This is a genomic window from Actinoplanes sp. CA-030573 (genome assembly GCF_050951115.1).
In the GTDB taxonomy this organism is placed as follows: Bacteria; Actinomycetota; Actinomycetes; order Mycobacteriales; family Micromonosporaceae; genus Actinoplanes.
Window position 1 is genome coordinate 7635535 of record NZ_CP192038.1, and the last position, 14256, is coordinate 7649790.

The window sequence follows — 14256 nt, forward strand, 5'->3', positions numbered from 1 at the left end:
TTAACCGCCCGGGGGCAGCGCCGGGCATCGATTTTCCACTACCGTCCCACCATGGTCCGCGGCGTGGGGTTGCTTCCGGCGCTGGTCTGGGGCGTGCTCGCGGCGTTCTGGCGGCCGCGCGGGCCGATCTTCGGCTACGAGGCCGTCATCCTCATCGCGGTCAGCGTCGCGGTCGGCGCGGTGGCCGGGCGCGTCTACCGTTCACGCTCGGCGATCTTTCTGGCCCCGCTGCTGTTCGTGGTGGCCGCCGAGATCACCCGGGTCGGCTTCACCGGGCCGACCGTCGACTTCCCGCGCCCCAGCGACCTCGGCGTGCTCGCGCTCATCGTCGGCCGCGGCTTCCTGGCCCTGCTCACGCTGCTGCCGATGGGCGTGGCCGCGGCCTACGGCGCCGGCTCCCGGCGGCACAGCCGCAACCCCTTCCGGTGGGTGGGGCGCTTCCTGACCGGGGTGCTGGCCGTCGTGGTTCTCGCGACCGCGGTGGTGGTCGCCCTCCCGGGGCGCGTCACGCCGATTCCGGGTGGCATCTCCGAGCTGACGTACGCCGGGAAGCTCGGCCTGATGATCCGAGGGGCCCGCGCCGATCTCCCCCTCCTGCTGTTCGTCCCCGGCTCGCCCGGCGGCTCCGAGCTGGCCGCCATGCGTCAGCGGCTGGGCGGGCTCGAGCAGCGCTTCCTGGTTGTGACGGTGGACCGGCGCGGCGGCGGCCGGTCGTTCGGCGCGCTCGATCCCACCCCGACGTTCACGGTCGAGGACGAGAAGCGCAACGTCCTCGACGTCACCGACTACCTGCGCCGCCGGTTCCGCCGCGACAAGATCTACCTGGTGGCGCACTCCGGTGGCACGATCGGGGCGACCCTCGCCGTACAGGATGAGCCCGGCCTTTTCGCGGCTTATGTCGGGGTGGGCCAGGTGGCGGATCCGACCGCCAGCGACCGCACGCAGTACGACGACACGCTGGCCTGGGCGCGCGAGCACGGCGACGCCTCCCTGGTCGCGCGGCTGACCGAGGCGGGCCGGCCGCCCTACCCGACCATCTACGGGTACGAGCCGATGATCGCCAACGAGGACCGCGTCTACGGCTCCGACAACGCCGGCGCGCTGCTGGCCGACGCGGGCGCCCCCGAGCTGTCCCCGCTCGACAAGGTCCACGTGATCTCCGGCTTCCTCGACGCGTTCGACGCCTACTACCCTCGCGTCCGCACGGTCGACTTCGCCGCCCAGGTGCCGGCCCTGTCGGTGCCGACCTACTTCGTCATCGGAGACCGCGAGGTGCCGGCGCGCGTACGCGACCTGAATGCCTGGTTCGCCGGCCTGAAGGCGCCGCACAAAGAGATCGTCACGCTCCGGAACGCGAGCCACCGCGCGATGTTCGACCAGCCCGCCGCGTTCGCCGCCCTGCTGGACCGCGTCCGAGCCGAAACCATCCCGGGTGCCACACCATGACAAACCCCGCGCCGCGCGCCCGCCCCCCGGTTGCGCCGTTCCGACGCCGCAACCCCTCCCCGCGCGCCTTCCCACGACGCGCAGCCCCACGCCGCGTGTCCTCTCCGGTCGCAAGCGTGATGGGCGGCACCTTGTTATTTCAGAACCTTGTTATTTCAGATTTGAAAGAGTTAGAGTGCGGTCATGGCCGAACCGCTGACCGAGGACGAGATGCGCGCCTGGCGTACGTTCATCGAGAGCTCCTGGGCGCTGCACACGCACCTCGAGGATGAGCTGCGGGCGCAGACCGGTCTCAGCATGAACGACTATCACGTTCTGGTCGTGCTCAGCGAGGCGCCCGAGCGGCGGCTGCGGATGGGTGAGCTGGCCGGCCGGCTCGTGTTCTCGCCCAGCCGCATCACGTACCAGATCAACTCGATGGTCAAGCGTGGCCTCGTGCGCAAGCAGCCGTGTCCCGAGGACGGGCGTGGCCAGGAAGCGGTGCTGACCGACGAGGGCATGACCGCCCTCGAGAACGCGGCTCCCCTGCACCTGGTCACGGTCCGCGACCGGTTCATCGATCGTCTCGACCCCGACGAGCTCGAGGTCATCCACCGGGTTTTCGACAAAGTAAGGAAGGCCTGAGATGCCCGCCATCACCGTCGACGACGTCCTGGTTCTGCCGCGGCTGCCCCAGCTCGCGGCGGACACGAAGTTCCGCCCGATCCGCCGGCTGACCACCGCTCCCTCCGGGTACGAGGGCGAGGGCTTCCCGGTGCGGCGCGCCTTCGCCGGGGTGCCGCTCAACGAGCTCGACCCGTTCATCCACCTCGACCAGATGGGCGAGGTCGACTACGCGCCGGGCGAGCCCAAGGGCACGCCGTGGCACCCGCACCGCGGCTTCGAGACGGTGACCTACATGATCGACGGGATCATGGATCACCAGGACTCGATGGGCGGTGGCGGCACGATCACCAACGGCGACACCCAGTGGATGACCGCCGGGCAGGGCATCCTGCACATCGAGGCGCCGCCGGAGCACCTGGTCACCAGCGGCGGGCTGTTCCACGGCCTGCAGCTGTGGGTCAACCTGCCCCGGGCCGCGAAGATGATCGAGCCGAAGTACCAGGACATCCGGGGCAAGCAGGCGGCGCTGCTGACCTCGCCCGACGGCGGCAGCCTGATCCGGGTCATCGCCGGCTCGATCGACGGCCACGACGGCCCGGGCTCGACGTTCACGCCGATCAACCTGGCGCACGTGACGCTCCAGCCGGGCGCCCGGCTCGACCTGCCGTGGCAGCCGGACTACAACGCGCTGGTGTACGTGCTGGCCGGCCGCGGCACGGTCGGCGTCGAGAAGCGCCCGCTGCACATCGGGCAGCTGGCGGCGCACGGCCCCGGCGACGCCATCCGGGTCGAGGCCGACCCGGCGCAGGACTCGAACATCCCGGCCATGGAGCTGTTCATCATGGGCGGCCGGCCGATCCGGGAGCCGGTGGCGCACTACGGGCCGTTCGTCATGAACACCCGCGAGGAGCTGGCCCAGGCGTTCGAGGACTTCCAGAAGGGCCGCCTCGGCGTCATCCCGGCCGGCCGGGTCCCGCACACCTGATCCGACTTTCGGCTATCGCATTCCGTCTTCCGTCAGATGCCCGGGGTGGCGCGGATAGATCACCCTGTGCAGATGATCACGGGGGATCGCTTCAATCGGCGCGCGTTGCTACGCGGTGCCGGACTCACGATGATGGGCGCGGCGGCCGGGCTGCTCGGCGCGTCGGAGATCCCGCACCATCCGCCGCTCGGCGGGGGCTACGCGTCGGCGGCCGACACGCCGTCGGCGATCGCGCGCTCGTCGGTGACGGTCCGCTACTTCGTGTCGACCTCGGCTCCGGTCGTGGCGCTGACCTTCGACGACGGCCCCGGTCCGAACTGGACGCCGCGCTTCCTCGACGTGCTCGAGGAGGCCGGCGTCCCGGCGACCTTCTTCATGGTCGGCCGCAACGTGCGGGCGCACGGCGGGCTGGTGCGCGACCGGCTGGCCGGTCACGAGGTGGGCAATCATTCCTGGGCCCATCACGATCTCGCGACCATGGACCTGGGGGCGGTGCGGGACGACCTCTGGCGTACCCACCAGATGATCCAGGGCGAGCTCGGGCGTACGCCGACGCTGATGCGCCCGCCCTACGGCCACCTCGGCGGGTCGACGGTGCTGGCGGCGGACTCGCTCGGCTACGACGTGATCCTCTGGGACCGGCAGATGCACGAGCGGCGCTTCCGCCGCGATCCGGGCGGCCAGGCGAAGGACATAGCCGATTCCGTACGGCCGGGATCGATCGTCCTCTCCCATGACGTGGGCGATCCGCGCCGCCTGATCGCGCTCGACGCTCTGCCCGGCATCATTGCGGGGCTGAAGGAGCGCGGCTACGGCTTCGCCACGGTGTCGGACCTCATCGCGTCGGCGCCGGCCGGGTCGTCGCCAGAAAATCGAGGATGATCGGGTTCGTCAGATCGGGCCGTTCCATGCTCGGCAGGTGACCGGCCCAGAGCAGGTGCTTGCGCGTCGCGCCGGGGATGGTCTTCGCGACCTCGTCGGCGATCTCGCGGAAGTCGTGGACGTCGTGGCCGCCGGTGATCAGCAGGGTCGGCGCGGTGATCCACTCGAGCTCGTAGGCGTACTCGGTCGGTTCGGGCTCGTCGTCCTGCGCCATCTGCACCTCGAAGGCCCGGCGCTGCATCGTGCGTACGGCCGCCCTGGTCTGCTCGTCCGCCTCCGGGCCCAGCCACATCTCGACGTTGAGCTCGGTCATGCCGTCGAGATCGCCGGCCTCCATCAGCTCCTTCTCCCGCCGGCCGAACGCGCGCAGCTCCTTGCTCGGCTCGTGGCCGCGGGTCGCGCTGCACAGCAGCACCAGGGCCGTGACCCGCTCGGGCCAGCGAGCCGCGATCTCCTGCCCGACCTGTCCCCCGCCGGACGCGGCCACCAGCGCGAAGCTCTCGTCCCCGACCAGCGCCACGACGTCGTCGGCGTCGTTGTAGGCCGCCACCGGCATCGGCGACTCGCCGAACCCGCGCAGATCGCACCGCAGCACCCGACAGCCGGCGTCCACCAGGGCGCTAACCAGCGGATCCCACATGCGGCGGTCGCAGACGAACGAGTGCACCAGAACCACGAGCGGGCCGTCGCCCGCGACATCATGAGCAAGAGTCATCGGGTGGTGACTATAGGCATTCCCCGCGCCCGCCGCACCCTCGTTGCACGGGGCCTCGGCGTGCGGACGTCTGATCTACGCTGACCGGATGGGACAGATCGAGAGCTTCGCCGAGCTGGTGGTTCGGGCCGGGGTCAACGTGCAGCCGGGGCAGGGGGTCGTGGTCGACACCGACACGGCACACATCGAGATCGCCCGGGCGGTCGTCGAGGCGGCCTACGCGGCGGGCGCGGCCTGGGTCGAGACGAACTGGACGGACGGGCCGATGCTGCGCTCGGCCGTCGACCACGCGAGCGTCGAGGAGCTGAGCCGCAGCCGGCCGTGGGCGCTCGCCCGGATCGAGGAGTGGGCCGAGGCCGGCGTCGCCTCGATCGCCCTGGTCGGCGACGCGAACCCGCATCTGTTCGACGGTGCCGACCCGGCCAAGGTCGCGGCCCGCCGCCTCGGCGAGATGCAGGCCCGGCGCCGCGCGCTCTTCGGCCGCATGCGGTGGAGCGTGGTGGCCGCCCCGAACCCGGGCTGGGCCACCCAGATCTTCGGCGAGCCGGACATGGACCGGTTGTGGGCGGCGGTCGGCACCGCGATGCGCCTGGACGCGGCCGACCCGGCCGCCGAGTGGCAGCGGCGGTCGGCCACGCTCGGCGCCCGCGCCCGAGAGCTCGACCAGCTCGAGCTGACCGAGATCCGCTACGTGGGCGAGGGCACCGATCTGACCGTGGGCCTGCCCGCGAACGCGCGCTGGACCGGCGGCGGCATGATCGACGGGGACGGCATCGCGTACATGCCGAACATCCCGACCGAGGAGGTCTTCACCAGCCCCGACCGGCGCCGTGCCGACGGCGTGATGCGGGTGACCAAGCCGATGGTGATCCTCGGCCAGCTCGTCACCGGCCTGCGGGTGACCTTCGCCGACGGCCAGATCACGGACATCCGGGCCGATGAGGGCGAGGACGTGGTCCGGGCCCAGGTCCGCACCGACGAGGGCGCGTCCCGGCTGGGCGAGGTGTCGCTGGTCGACAAGGACAGCCGGATCGCCAAGGCCGGCATCGTCTTCCACAACACGCTCTTCGACGAGAACGCGGGCTGCCACGTGGCGTGGGGGCAGAGCTTCCCGTTCGCGGTCGAGGGCGGCATGACGCTGAGCGAGCCGGAGCGGGCCGAGCTGGGGCTGAACATGTCCGGCGTGCACACCGACGTGGTCATCGGCGGCGACGGCATCACGGTCACCGGCACCGGCCCCAAGGGCACCGTCGAAATCATCCGCGACGACGAGTGGGTGCTCTGAGCACGATGCGGGTGCTGGTGCTGGGCGGCACCGGATTCGTGGGGCGGGCGGCGGTCGAGCGTCTGCTCGTGGACGGCCATGAGCCGGTGCTCTTCAACCGGGGACGCAACGATCTCTTCCCCGGGGTGGAGAAGCGCATCGGCGACCGGTACGCGGGCGACTGGGACGCGCTGCGGACCGGTTCCTGGGACGCGGTCGTCGACGTGACGTCGTACGTGGCCGCGGACGTGGCCCAGGCCATGTCGGTGCTCGGCGATCGGGTCGGGCGCTATCTGCTCGTCTCCAGTCACGTCGTCTTCGACGGCGCCGGGCCGGGGTTGCGGCCGCCCCGGCGGGATGCGGTGTGGCCGTTGACCGACGAGACCTACGGTCCCTCCAAGGTGGCCTGCGAGCAGGACGTGACGGCCCGCTACGGCTCGCGGGCCACGATCGTGCGGCCGTGCAAGGTGGCCGGGCCGCATGACACCCAGCCCGGCCTCAACCACTGGGTGCTGGCCGCGGCCCGGGGCGGGGTCGTGGAGCTGGCCGCCGATCCGCGGCAGCCGATCCAGCTGGTCGACTCCCGCGACCTGTCCCGGTTGATCGTCAATGTGCTGACGAACGACCGAGGTGGGGCATTCACCGCGGCCGGCGAGGAGACGTCCTTCACCGGGCTGATCGAGACCTGCGCCGAGGCCGCCGGAACGATCGTGGAGGTTGTGCCGAAACTTCCGGATAAGGTGCCCTTGGCCCGGCCGCGGGAGCTCTGGCCCACGCTGCACCGCACGCCGGCGCCCGAGATGGGTCCCGTCACTCCCCTGCTGACCACCGCGCGCGACGTGCTGCGTTCGCTGACAGCTAACCGCGCGGGGCGATAGTCCCGGAGGCCGCCGGGCACGATGACGTGATGGCGGTATACGACGAGATCGCGGACTGGTACGAGACCGACTTCCTGCCGCGCAGCACGCCCGGCGATCCGATCGGCATCCGGCGGTCGATCGCCACGCTGCTCGGCGCCGGGAGCGGGCCCGTTCTCGAGCTCGGCTGCGGAACCGGCGTCCACGCGGCTCAACTGCGCGAGCTCGGCCGGGAACCGCTGGGCATCGATCTTTCGGGACGCATGCTCGCGTACGCCCGGGGTCGTCTCCCCATCGCCCAGGGTGACGCCACCCGCCTGCCGGTCGCCGACGCCGCGCTGGACGCTGTGATCTCGATCATGGTGCACACCGACATGCCCGCCTACCCGGACGTCGTGCGGGAGGCCGCCCGGATCCTGCGTCCGGGCGGCGTGTTCGTCCACGTCGGAGTGCATCCCGCGTTCTGCGGGGGCTTCGCCGACCGCAGCGATCCGGCGGCCGTGATCATCAGGCCCGGCTACCTGGACGGGCACTGGACCAAGGACTCATGGACCACCGAGGGCGTACGAAACCGGGTCGGCGCCACCCATTTCCCCCTGCCCGTCCTGCTGCGGTCATTCCTGGACGCCGGGCTGATCCTCGATCGTTTCGCCGAGGGCGGCGGGCCCACCCCCACGACGTTCTCGGTGCGTGCGGTCAGACCATGAAGAGCATGCCGCCCACTCCGAGGAGCACGAGGAGCAGGACCGCGATGAGCAGGCCCTTTTCGGCGGAGTCGGCGGTGACGGCGTCGGAAGTCGTGGTGAGCGGCTCGCTGCTCATGAGCGGGGTCCCTCCGGAGTATCACTGAGCGCCTTCAGCGTGCGGGCGCCCGTCAAGGGGCATAGCGTGAGGGCTTCGTCGACCTCGATGGGGCTGCGGTGGATTGGTTCCTCAGTACGCGTGAGCGCGGCAACCCGAGCTCCTCCATACCCACGTGGAGCACGGGAAACACGGCCGAACCACTAATTCACGGAATAACGTATTTTGACCGCTTGGCGGCCGAGGTGGACAGCCTCCAACCGGGTGACCACCTCTTCTTCACCGACTGGCGCGGCGACCCGGACGAGCTGGTTCGCGACGAGGGTCCGACGATCGCCCAGCTCTTCGCGGCGGCGGCCAAACGCGGCGTGATCGTCAAGGGCCTGCTCTGGCGCTCGCACTGGGACAAGCTCTCCTACAGCGAGGAGGAGAACCGCAACCTGGGCGACGAGATCCGCGAGGCCGGCGGGGAGGTCCTTCTCGACCAGCGGGTACGCCGGGGCGGCTCGCACCACCAGAAGCTGGTCGTCCTGCGGCACCCGGGCCGCCCCGAGCTCGACATCGCCTTCGCCGGCGGCATCGACCTGTGCCACAGCCGCCGGGACGACGCCGACCACGGGGGTGATCGCCAAGCCCTGCGCATGGCCGCCGCGTACGGGAAGACCCCGCCCTGGCACGACGTGCAGATGGCCTTGCGTGGCCCGGTGGTCGGGGCCCTCGATCTCTGTTTCCGCGAGCGCTGGAACGATCCCGTGCCGCTCGACCAGCACGGCCCGATCGCGACGCTGGTCGACCGGGTCAAGCACGCCGACCAGAACGCCGACGGCCTGCCGGACCAGCCGCCGGACCCGCCCGAGTGCGGCACGCTGGCCATCCAGGTGTTGCGGACCTATCCGGCGATGCGCCCGGCCTACTCGTTCGCGCCCAAGGGCGAGCGCACGGTCGCGCGCGGCTACATCAAGGCCATCCGCAACGCCCGCCGGCTCATCTACCTCGAGGACCAGTACCTGTGGTCGACCGAGGTCGCCCGACTGTTCGCCGACGCGCTGCGCGCCAACCCCGACCTGCACCTGGTCGCCGTCGTGCCCCGCCACCCCGACGTCGACGGCCGGTTCGCCCTGCCCCCCAACGAGATCGGCCGCGAACAGGCGATCGAGCTATGCAAGACCGCCGCCGGCGACCGCGTGCACGTCTTCGACCTGGAGAACCACGCCGGCACGCCGGTCTACGTGCACGCCAAGGTCTGCGTGATCGACGACGTCTGGTGCAGCGTGGGCAGCGACAACTTCAACCGCCGCTCCTGGACCCACGACAGCGAGCTCTCGTGCGCGATCCTCGACACGGCCGAGGACGACCGGGCCCCGCTGGATCCGGCCGGCACCGGCGACCGCGCCCGGCGTTTCGCCCGCGACCTCCGCCTGGCGCTGATGCGCGAGCACCTCGACACCGACGACGACACACTGCTGCTGGACCCGGAATCGGCCGTCCGCGAGATGTCCGCCGCCGCCGACCGCCTGCAGGCCTGGCGCGAGGCCGGCCGCCGGGGCGACCGCCCGCCCGGCCGCCTCTTCCCGCACTCCGTCTCCCGCATGCCCTGGCACCGCCGCATGTGGGCGCTGCCGGTGTATCGCCTCATGTACGACCCCGACGGCCGCCCACTGCGGGCCCGGCGGAACAACACCTTCTAGAGCTCGCGGCGCGGATAACGGCTCGCCTGACGGGTGGGGTGAGACGCCATACTGGCGCGGTGACGCAGAGGCAGCCGCATACCGTGGGATCGCTGGCCGCGGATCTCCGCCGTCTCGGGCTGACGGACGGCGACGTCGTGATCGTGCATTCGTCGGTGCGGGCCATCGGCTTCGTAGCCGGCATGGCGCAGGCCGTGGTGCAGGCGCTGATCGACGTCGTCGGCGCCGAAGCCGGCGCCGGCGCCGGCGGGACCGTGGTCGTGCCCACCCACACGTCGTTCAACTCCGATCCGGCCGGATGGCGCAATCCCCCGGTGCCGGCCGAGTGGTGGCCGGTCATCCGGGAGCAGAGCCCCGGCTTCGACCCGCGGCGGACGCCCAGCTGGTGGGTCGGGGTGCTGCCGGAGATCGTGCGCAGCTGGCCCGGCGCGCTGCGCAGCTCGCATCCCGAGGTGTCGTTCGCGGCGCTGGGCGCGAAGGCGGCCGAGGTGGTCGCCGACCATCGGCTCGACGACGGGCTCGGGGAGGCGTCGCCGCTGGGCGCGATCTACCGCGAGCGTGGCAAGGTGCTGCTCATCGGCTGCGGGCACGACCGCAACACGTCGCTGCATCTGGCCGAGTTCCGGCAGCCGAACCCGCCGCTGACCGAGTTCGGCGCCGCCGTACGCCGGCCCGACGGCTCGGCCCGCTGGATAACTTGGATCGCTCCCGACACCGACACTTCGGACTTTTCCGAAATAGGTAAGGCATTCGAGGCAACGGGCGCGGTGAGCATCGGCCCGGTCGGCGATGCGGAGGCCCGGCTGATGCCCCAGGCCGGCCTGGTCGACTTCGCCACGGAGTGGATGCGCACCCACCGCCGGTGATCGCCGGCCGCCGCGCAGAACGACATGCGCCCATGAACGGCATGCGCCCATGAACGACACGCGCCCATGAACGGCACCCCGCACCGATGGGCGCCCGCGCAGGAGGTCGTCTTCCCTGACCGGCACCTCGTTGCGGGGGCATCGACGCCCCGGTCGAGGGTGGCGGAATCAGCGCAGCCAGGGTGGCGGCACGCGGACCGACGCCATGCCGGCCGCCGTGGCCGCCTGGACGCCCAGGGCCGTGTCCTCGAAGACCAGGCACTCGGCCGGCGCCACGCCGAGCAGGCGGGCGGCCATCAGGTACGCCTCGGGATCCGGCTTCGGCCGCGCGTAGTCACCGGCGCAGACCATCACCGGGAAGTGATGGAGCAGACCCAGGGCGGTCAGGGACGCGGTGACCGAGTCGCGCGTGCTGCCGGAGACCACGGCGAACGGGATGCGCTCGTACGCCTCCTGGATGTGGGCCAGCACGCCCGGCACCGCCCGCATCTCGGCCAGGCCCGTCTTGAACAGCGCCTCCTGGCGGGCGGCGACCGTGGCCACCGGCATGGCCAGGCCGTGACGCCGGTTGAGGTCTTCGATGATCTCTACGACCGGGCGGCCGCCCCAGTCGTAGAAGAGGTCCTCGGGGAAGTCGCAGTTCCACTCGGCCAGCGCGCCCGTCCAGGCCCGGTAATGGGCCGGCATCGAGTCGGTGATGGTGCCGTCGCAGTCGAAGAGGTAGGCCTTGAAGTCGCCGTCGGGAAGGGGTAGCCGCACGTACCGCAGGTTACGTGATCAAAGTTTCAGCACGTCGCGGGCGTCGGCCAGCACCGATTCCGACGCCACCGGCGACCAGGTGGGAAAGAGCGAGCGGAAGTAGTCGCCGGCCTTCTCGGCGATCTCCGGCGAGCGCTCGTAGACGTCCAGCTCGTTGACGATGCTCAGGTCGGCGAAGGCGCGCAGGGCCTCGGGGGTGGGCGCCTCGCTGTGCCCGGTGAAGCGGCTCCAGATCAGCCCGGACGAGGGCAGCGCCCGCCAGGTGCGGCCCCGGTCGCAGCCCCCATAGCGGTAGACCTGCTCCTCGGCCTCGTCGCCGATCAGCGCCCGCAGCTCGGCCCGCCGGGCGACGTCGAGCAGCGAGGTCGGGAACCCGTCGGTGCCGTAGGCAGCGTGGGTGAGCGCGGCGAGCCGGAGGGCGGGGCCGGCGCCGTGGGCGGCCAGGCGGTCGGCGACCCGGCCGAGGTGGTCGTAGAGCGATCCGCCGGCGTGCGGGATCGACTCGGCGCCCCGGTCGCGGAGCCAGGCGAGAACGGTGTCGGTCATGGTCGTGGCTCCCGAACGAGGACGGCGACGGCGACAAAGGCGGGGGCGGAGGCGGAGGCGGGGGCGGAGGCGGGGACGGGGTGGTCACGGCCGCAGCTCCCAGGTGTGCGGCGCCCAGATCGGGGACTTGTCCTCGCCGGTGAGGGTCAGGCCCACCCGCCAGGCCTGCATCGGTGGGCGGCCGGCCGCGATCCAGCGGTCGATGATCTCGACGGCCATGGCGCCGTAGCGCAGGGCGGCGTGGCCGCCGGCCAGGACGGTGCCGTCGGGGAGGACGACCGCCCCGCCGGTGCGGGGCTCGTCGAGCAGGGCCAGGCAGCTCTGGTCGCGGCCGGGAACGGCGGTGACGCCGGACGGGACGGCGGTGCCGGGCAGCAGGGCGGTGCTGGGCAGCAGGGCGTGGGTGGCGCGGTGCGACCAGGCGCCGGCGGCGAACCACAGGTCGCGGTAGGCGATCTCGGTCAGGGGCGGGTCGAAGCGGGACGGGGCGGCCTGCACCAGGCCGGTCAGCGCGCCGGCCGGGGCGGGAGCCGGGAACGCGTACGGATGGTCGGCGTTGAGCGGTCCGGAGGCGGCCATGAAGCCGGACGCGCACACCACCCGGGCGTCGGACGGGTCGGCGACGGCCAGGACCGGGTGCGTGCCGGCCTGCTTCACCGGCGCGATCACCAGACCGCCGGGGTCGAGCTGCTCGAGCCAGTGCGGGGACAGCCCACCGATCCCGACCGTGACGATCACCCGGTCGAACCGCTCCCCCGGCAGTCCGGCATAACCGTCGGCGTGCTGCACCCGTACGCCCGCCACACCCGCCCGGGCCAGCGCCGAGCGCGCCCGGTCGGCCACGTCCGCCTGCACGTCGATGCTCGTCACCGTCGCCCCGAGCGCAGCGAGAAGGGCGGCGTTGTAGCCGGTGCCAGCGCCGATCTCGAGCACCCGCATGCCCGGCGTGACCCCCAGCGCCATCAGCATGATGGCCATCAGCGACGGCTGGCTCGACGAGCTGATCGGCACCTTGCCGTCGACCTTGGTGATCAGCACGTCGTCGCGGTAGACGGTGGCGAGGAAGTCGGGGTCGGCCGGGTGCACCCAGCTGCCGTCGCGGCGCTGGAAGCCCTCGGGCACGAACGCCTCCCGCGGCACGCTCGCGAACGCCGCGGCCAGCGCCGGCGGAAGCGAGACGCCGCTCCGCAGGATCTGGTCGAGATAGTCCCGGCGCGGGTCCGTCACTCCTTCACGATAGATGCGGAGACGGCCGCCGTGAGGCACGCGGGGATGTCGTCCGCGTGATAGGGCCATTCCGATGGCTCGATCGCGGCGATGAAGGCCGCGTAGGTGGCGGCGGCCCGCAACTGCGCGACCGGGCGCAGCAGCTCGACGGCGCGCATCGGGTCGCTGCCCGGCCGGTCCCGCTCCCATCGCTGCGCCCACGCACGCAGCACCGGCTCGGAGTCGTCCGTCATCCAGCCGGTCAGCCGCAGGATGTCGAAGGCCGGGTTGCCGAGGAAGCAGTCGCCCCAGTCCATGATGGTCAGACGGCCGGCATCGTCGGTGCGCACGTTGCCGGGGTGCAGGTCACCGTGGACGAGAGTGACGGGCAGCCCGCACTCCTCGACCGCGGCGAGCCGTGCCGGCAAGCCGTCGACCAACGATCCCAAGCCCTTTATGTCGTCAAGATACGGCTCCGCGAGGCGGGCGATCCGCTGTGGATCGATGCTCCCGTCCGGGATGGCGTTCAGACTGGGGTCTCCCCCTGGGGGAGAGTCAAGCGCCAGCTCCACCTGAATCGGATGGAACGCCGAGGCGATCCGCCCGCACAGCTCGGCGCCGGCCTCGTAACGGTCGGCGCCCTCGACGTGGCCCAGCAGCATGCGGCCCGCGTCGCCGGCCGCCAGCAGGGGCGGGACCAGCCCGGGGACGATCGACGAGACCAGGCGGATGGCCTCCGGCTCGTGCGCGAAGAACGACGGGACCTGCTTCAGCCACGCGATCGGCCGCTCACCGGCGTCGTCGAGCCGCCAGATCGCCGAGAGGTTCCACGTCCGGATCTGGCGGGCGTGCGCAGCGCCGGCGGCCTCGAGGGCCCAGGCCAGCGACGCCGCCGGCCCGCCGACCTCGGCGTAGGGGGCACGCAAGGGATGCGGCGCGAGATCGACGCCCGCGTCGAGCGGCACGAGGGCGGCGGGTGGCGAACCGGCGCCGGGCGACCACTCGGCCAGGTAGGTGACATGGCCGCCGGGCGGGGCCGGCCGGTCGGCGTACAGCAGGCGGAGGACCTGACACGCGGGCGTGGCGACCTCGCCGACCTCCTGCCACCACGGCGCGGAGGCGGCGACGGGCGGAAGCGCGCCGAGCAACTCGCCCTCCGGCGATACCAGGACCAGCTCGACCGTACGCCTCACGTGAGCTCGTGCCCGATGGTCGAGTCGACGTGGTCGGGGATCTCGCCCTCGTGCCGGTCGCCGGTGGTCGCCGTGCCGCTCGGCTCGAACATCAGGATCGACCCGCCGGGCGAGGACGGCTTGTGCTCGACGCCCTTGGGCACCACGAAGACATCTCCCTTGTGCAGGGTGACCGTCCGCTCGGCCGGGTCGCGCAACGCGATGTCGAACTGACCGTCGAGCACCAGGAAGAACTCGTCGGTGTGCTCGTGCACGTGCCACAGATGCTCGCCGCGGGTGTGCGCGATCCGCACGTCGTAGTCATTCATCCGGGTCACGATCCGCGGGCTGTAGACGTCGTCGAACGAGGCCAGCGCGGCGGTCAGGTTCACGGGCTGCTCCATGTGCGCCAGCCTGCCACGGGCAAAGGGATCAGCCGAAGCGAGATTCCGTTTAAGGTCGG

The 14256-nt window shown here is 71.8% G+C and carries 16 protein-coding genes; 9 read left to right on the forward strand and 7 right to left on the reverse strand.

Features of this window, described 5'->3' with window-relative positions:
* The first annotated feature begins 51 nt into the window (after positions 1 to 51).
* From ACQP2F_RS35170 to ACQP2F_RS35185, 4 genes are all read left to right on the forward strand, one after another.
* On the forward strand, positions 52 to 1446 hold the full coding sequence (locus ACQP2F_RS35170; RefSeq protein WP_433295204.1) for an alpha/beta fold hydrolase: 1395 nt from the start codon (positions 52 to 54) through the stop codon (positions 1444 to 1446).
* Between the two features lie 183 nt (positions 1447 to 1629).
* A complete protein-coding gene (locus tag ACQP2F_RS35175; protein ID WP_433295206.1) occupies positions 1630 to 2070 on the forward strand; it encodes a MarR family winged helix-turn-helix transcriptional regulator in 441 nt (146 codons plus the stop codon).
* A 1-nt stretch (position 2071) separates the two neighbouring features.
* Positions 2072 to 3037 carry a pirin family protein gene (locus ACQP2F_RS35180; RefSeq protein WP_433295208.1) on the forward strand — a complete coding sequence of 322 codons (966 nt, stop codon included), beginning with the start codon at positions 2072 to 2074 and terminating at the stop codon, positions 3035 to 3037.
* Between the two features lie 72 nt (positions 3038 to 3109).
* Positions 3110 to 3919 carry a polysaccharide deacetylase family protein gene (locus ACQP2F_RS35185; protein ID WP_433295210.1) on the forward strand — a complete coding sequence of 270 codons (810 nt, stop codon included), beginning with the start codon at positions 3110 to 3112 and terminating at the stop codon, positions 3917 to 3919.
* On the opposite strand, the gene ACQP2F_RS35190 is transcribed toward ACQP2F_RS35185, so the two are convergent.
* Positions 3873 to 4634 carry an alpha/beta fold hydrolase gene (locus ACQP2F_RS35190; RefSeq protein ID WP_433295212.1) on the reverse strand — a complete coding sequence of 254 codons (762 nt, stop codon included), beginning with the start codon at positions 4632 to 4634 and terminating at the stop codon, positions 3873 to 3875. The genes ACQP2F_RS35185 and ACQP2F_RS35190 overlap by 47 nt on opposite strands.
* A gap of 88 nt (positions 4635 to 4722) precedes the next feature.
* Between ACQP2F_RS35190 and ACQP2F_RS35195 the strand changes: the two genes are divergently transcribed.
* The 3 genes from ACQP2F_RS35195 to ACQP2F_RS35205 are packed head-to-tail and all read left to right on the forward strand — an operon-like array spanning position 4723 to position 7462.
* Positions 4723 to 5919 carry an aminopeptidase gene (locus tag ACQP2F_RS35195; RefSeq protein ID WP_433295214.1) on the forward strand — a complete coding sequence of 399 codons (1197 nt, stop codon included), beginning with the start codon at positions 4723 to 4725 and terminating at the stop codon, positions 5917 to 5919.
* A 5-nt stretch (positions 5920 to 5924) separates the two neighbouring features.
* Positions 5925 to 6776, forward strand: a complete 852-nt coding sequence (locus ACQP2F_RS35200) for an NAD-dependent epimerase/dehydratase family protein (RefSeq protein WP_433295216.1) — start codon at positions 5925 to 5927, stop codon at positions 6774 to 6776.
* Positions 6777 to 6805: 29 nt separating this feature from the next.
* The gene (locus tag ACQP2F_RS35205) at positions 6806 to 7462 is read left to right on the forward strand and encodes a class I SAM-dependent DNA methyltransferase (RefSeq protein WP_433295218.1); all 657 of its coding nucleotides are present in this window, start codon (positions 6806 to 6808) and stop codon (positions 7460 to 7462) included.
* Here the strand turns inward: ACQP2F_RS35205 and ACQP2F_RS35210 are convergent.
* Complete coding sequence (locus ACQP2F_RS35210; RefSeq protein WP_433295220.1) at positions 7452 to 7577, reverse strand: hypothetical protein; 126 nt, start codon at positions 7575 to 7577, stop codon at positions 7452 to 7454. The two genes, ACQP2F_RS35205 and ACQP2F_RS35210, sit on opposite strands and share 11 nt — an antisense overlap.
* A 98-nt stretch (positions 7578 to 7675) precedes the next feature.
* Here ACQP2F_RS35210 and ACQP2F_RS35215 point away from each other — a divergent pair, with 98 nt between their 5' ends.
* Together ACQP2F_RS35215 and ACQP2F_RS35220 are read left to right on the forward strand one after the other, a co-directional pair.
* A complete protein-coding gene (locus ACQP2F_RS35215) occupies positions 7676 to 9244 on the forward strand; it encodes a phospholipase D family protein (protein ID WP_433295222.1) in 1569 nt (522 codons plus the stop codon).
* 59 nt (positions 9245 to 9303) lie between these two features.
* A complete protein-coding gene (locus tag ACQP2F_RS35220) occupies positions 9304 to 10110 on the forward strand; it encodes an aminoglycoside N(3)-acetyltransferase (protein ID WP_433295224.1) in 807 nt (268 codons plus the stop codon).
* A gap of 168 nt (positions 10111 to 10278) precedes the next feature.
* Here the strand turns inward: ACQP2F_RS35220 and ACQP2F_RS35225 are convergent, their stop codons facing one another.
* The 5 genes from ACQP2F_RS35225 to ACQP2F_RS35245 form a co-directional block, all read right to left on the reverse strand.
* A complete protein-coding gene (locus tag ACQP2F_RS35225; RefSeq protein ID WP_433295226.1) occupies positions 10279 to 10869 on the reverse strand; it encodes an HAD family hydrolase in 591 nt (196 codons plus the stop codon).
* A gap of 18 nt (positions 10870 to 10887) precedes the next feature.
* Positions 10888 to 11415: a DUF6817 domain-containing protein gene (locus ACQP2F_RS35230; RefSeq protein ID WP_433295228.1), complete on the reverse strand. Its 528-nt coding sequence runs from the start codon at positions 11413 to 11415 to the stop codon at positions 10888 to 10890.
* Between the two features lie 84 nt (positions 11416 to 11499).
* The gene (locus ACQP2F_RS35235) at positions 11500 to 12642 is read right to left on the reverse strand and encodes a protein-L-isoaspartate O-methyltransferase family protein (RefSeq protein ID WP_433295230.1); all 1143 of its coding nucleotides are present in this window, start codon (positions 12640 to 12642) and stop codon (positions 11500 to 11502) included.
* A complete protein-coding gene (locus tag ACQP2F_RS35240) occupies positions 12639 to 13814 on the reverse strand; it encodes a phosphotransferase family protein (RefSeq protein WP_433295232.1) in 1176 nt (391 codons plus the stop codon). The genes ACQP2F_RS35235 and ACQP2F_RS35240 overlap by 4 nt, the downstream gene beginning before the upstream one ends.
* Entirely contained in the window at positions 13811 to 14197 is a 387-nt protein-coding gene (locus tag ACQP2F_RS35245) for a cupin domain-containing protein (RefSeq protein WP_433295234.1), read from the reverse strand. Before ACQP2F_RS35245 ends, ACQP2F_RS35240 begins: the two co-directional genes overlap by 4 nt.
* Positions 14198 to 14256: the final 59 nt, after the last annotated feature.

Excerpts from the sequence above, each read along its gene's own strand:
- ACQP2F_RS35170 (WP_433295204.1), top strand. The coding sequence starts at position 52 with ATGGTCCGCGGCGTGGGGTTGCTTCCGGCGCTGGTCTGGGGCGTGCTC.
- ACQP2F_RS35175 (WP_433295206.1), top strand. The coding sequence starts at position 1,630 with ATGGCCGAACCGCTGACCGAGGACGAGATGCGCGCCTGGCGTACGTTC.
- ACQP2F_RS35180 (WP_433295208.1), top strand. The coding sequence starts at position 2,072 with ATGCCCGCCATCACCGTCGACGACGTCCTGGTTCTGCCGCGGCTGCCC.
- ACQP2F_RS35185 (WP_433295210.1), top strand. The coding sequence starts at position 3,110 with ATGATCACGGGGGATCGCTTCAATCGGCGCGCGTTGCTACGCGGTGCC.
- ACQP2F_RS35190 (WP_433295212.1), bottom strand. The coding sequence starts at position 4,634 with ATGACTCTTGCTCATGATGTCGCGGGCGACGGCCCGCTCGTGGTTCTG.
- ACQP2F_RS35195 (WP_433295214.1), top strand. The coding sequence starts at position 4,723 with ATGGGACAGATCGAGAGCTTCGCCGAGCTGGTGGTTCGGGCCGGGGTC.
- ACQP2F_RS35200 (WP_433295216.1), top strand. The coding sequence starts at position 5,925 with ATGCGGGTGCTGGTGCTGGGCGGCACCGGATTCGTGGGGCGGGCGGCG.
- ACQP2F_RS35205 (WP_433295218.1), top strand. The coding sequence starts at position 6,806 with ATGGCGGTATACGACGAGATCGCGGACTGGTACGAGACCGACTTCCTG.
- ACQP2F_RS35210 (WP_433295220.1), bottom strand. The coding sequence starts at position 7,577 with ATGAGCAGCGAGCCGCTCACCACGACTTCCGACGCCGTCACCGCCGAC.
- ACQP2F_RS35230 (WP_433295228.1), bottom strand. The coding sequence starts at position 11,415 with ATGACCGACACCGTTCTCGCCTGGCTCCGCGACCGGGGCGCCGAGTCG.
- ACQP2F_RS35245 (WP_433295234.1), bottom strand. The coding sequence starts at position 14,197 with ATGGAGCAGCCCGTGAACCTGACCGCCGCGCTGGCCTCGTTCGACGAC.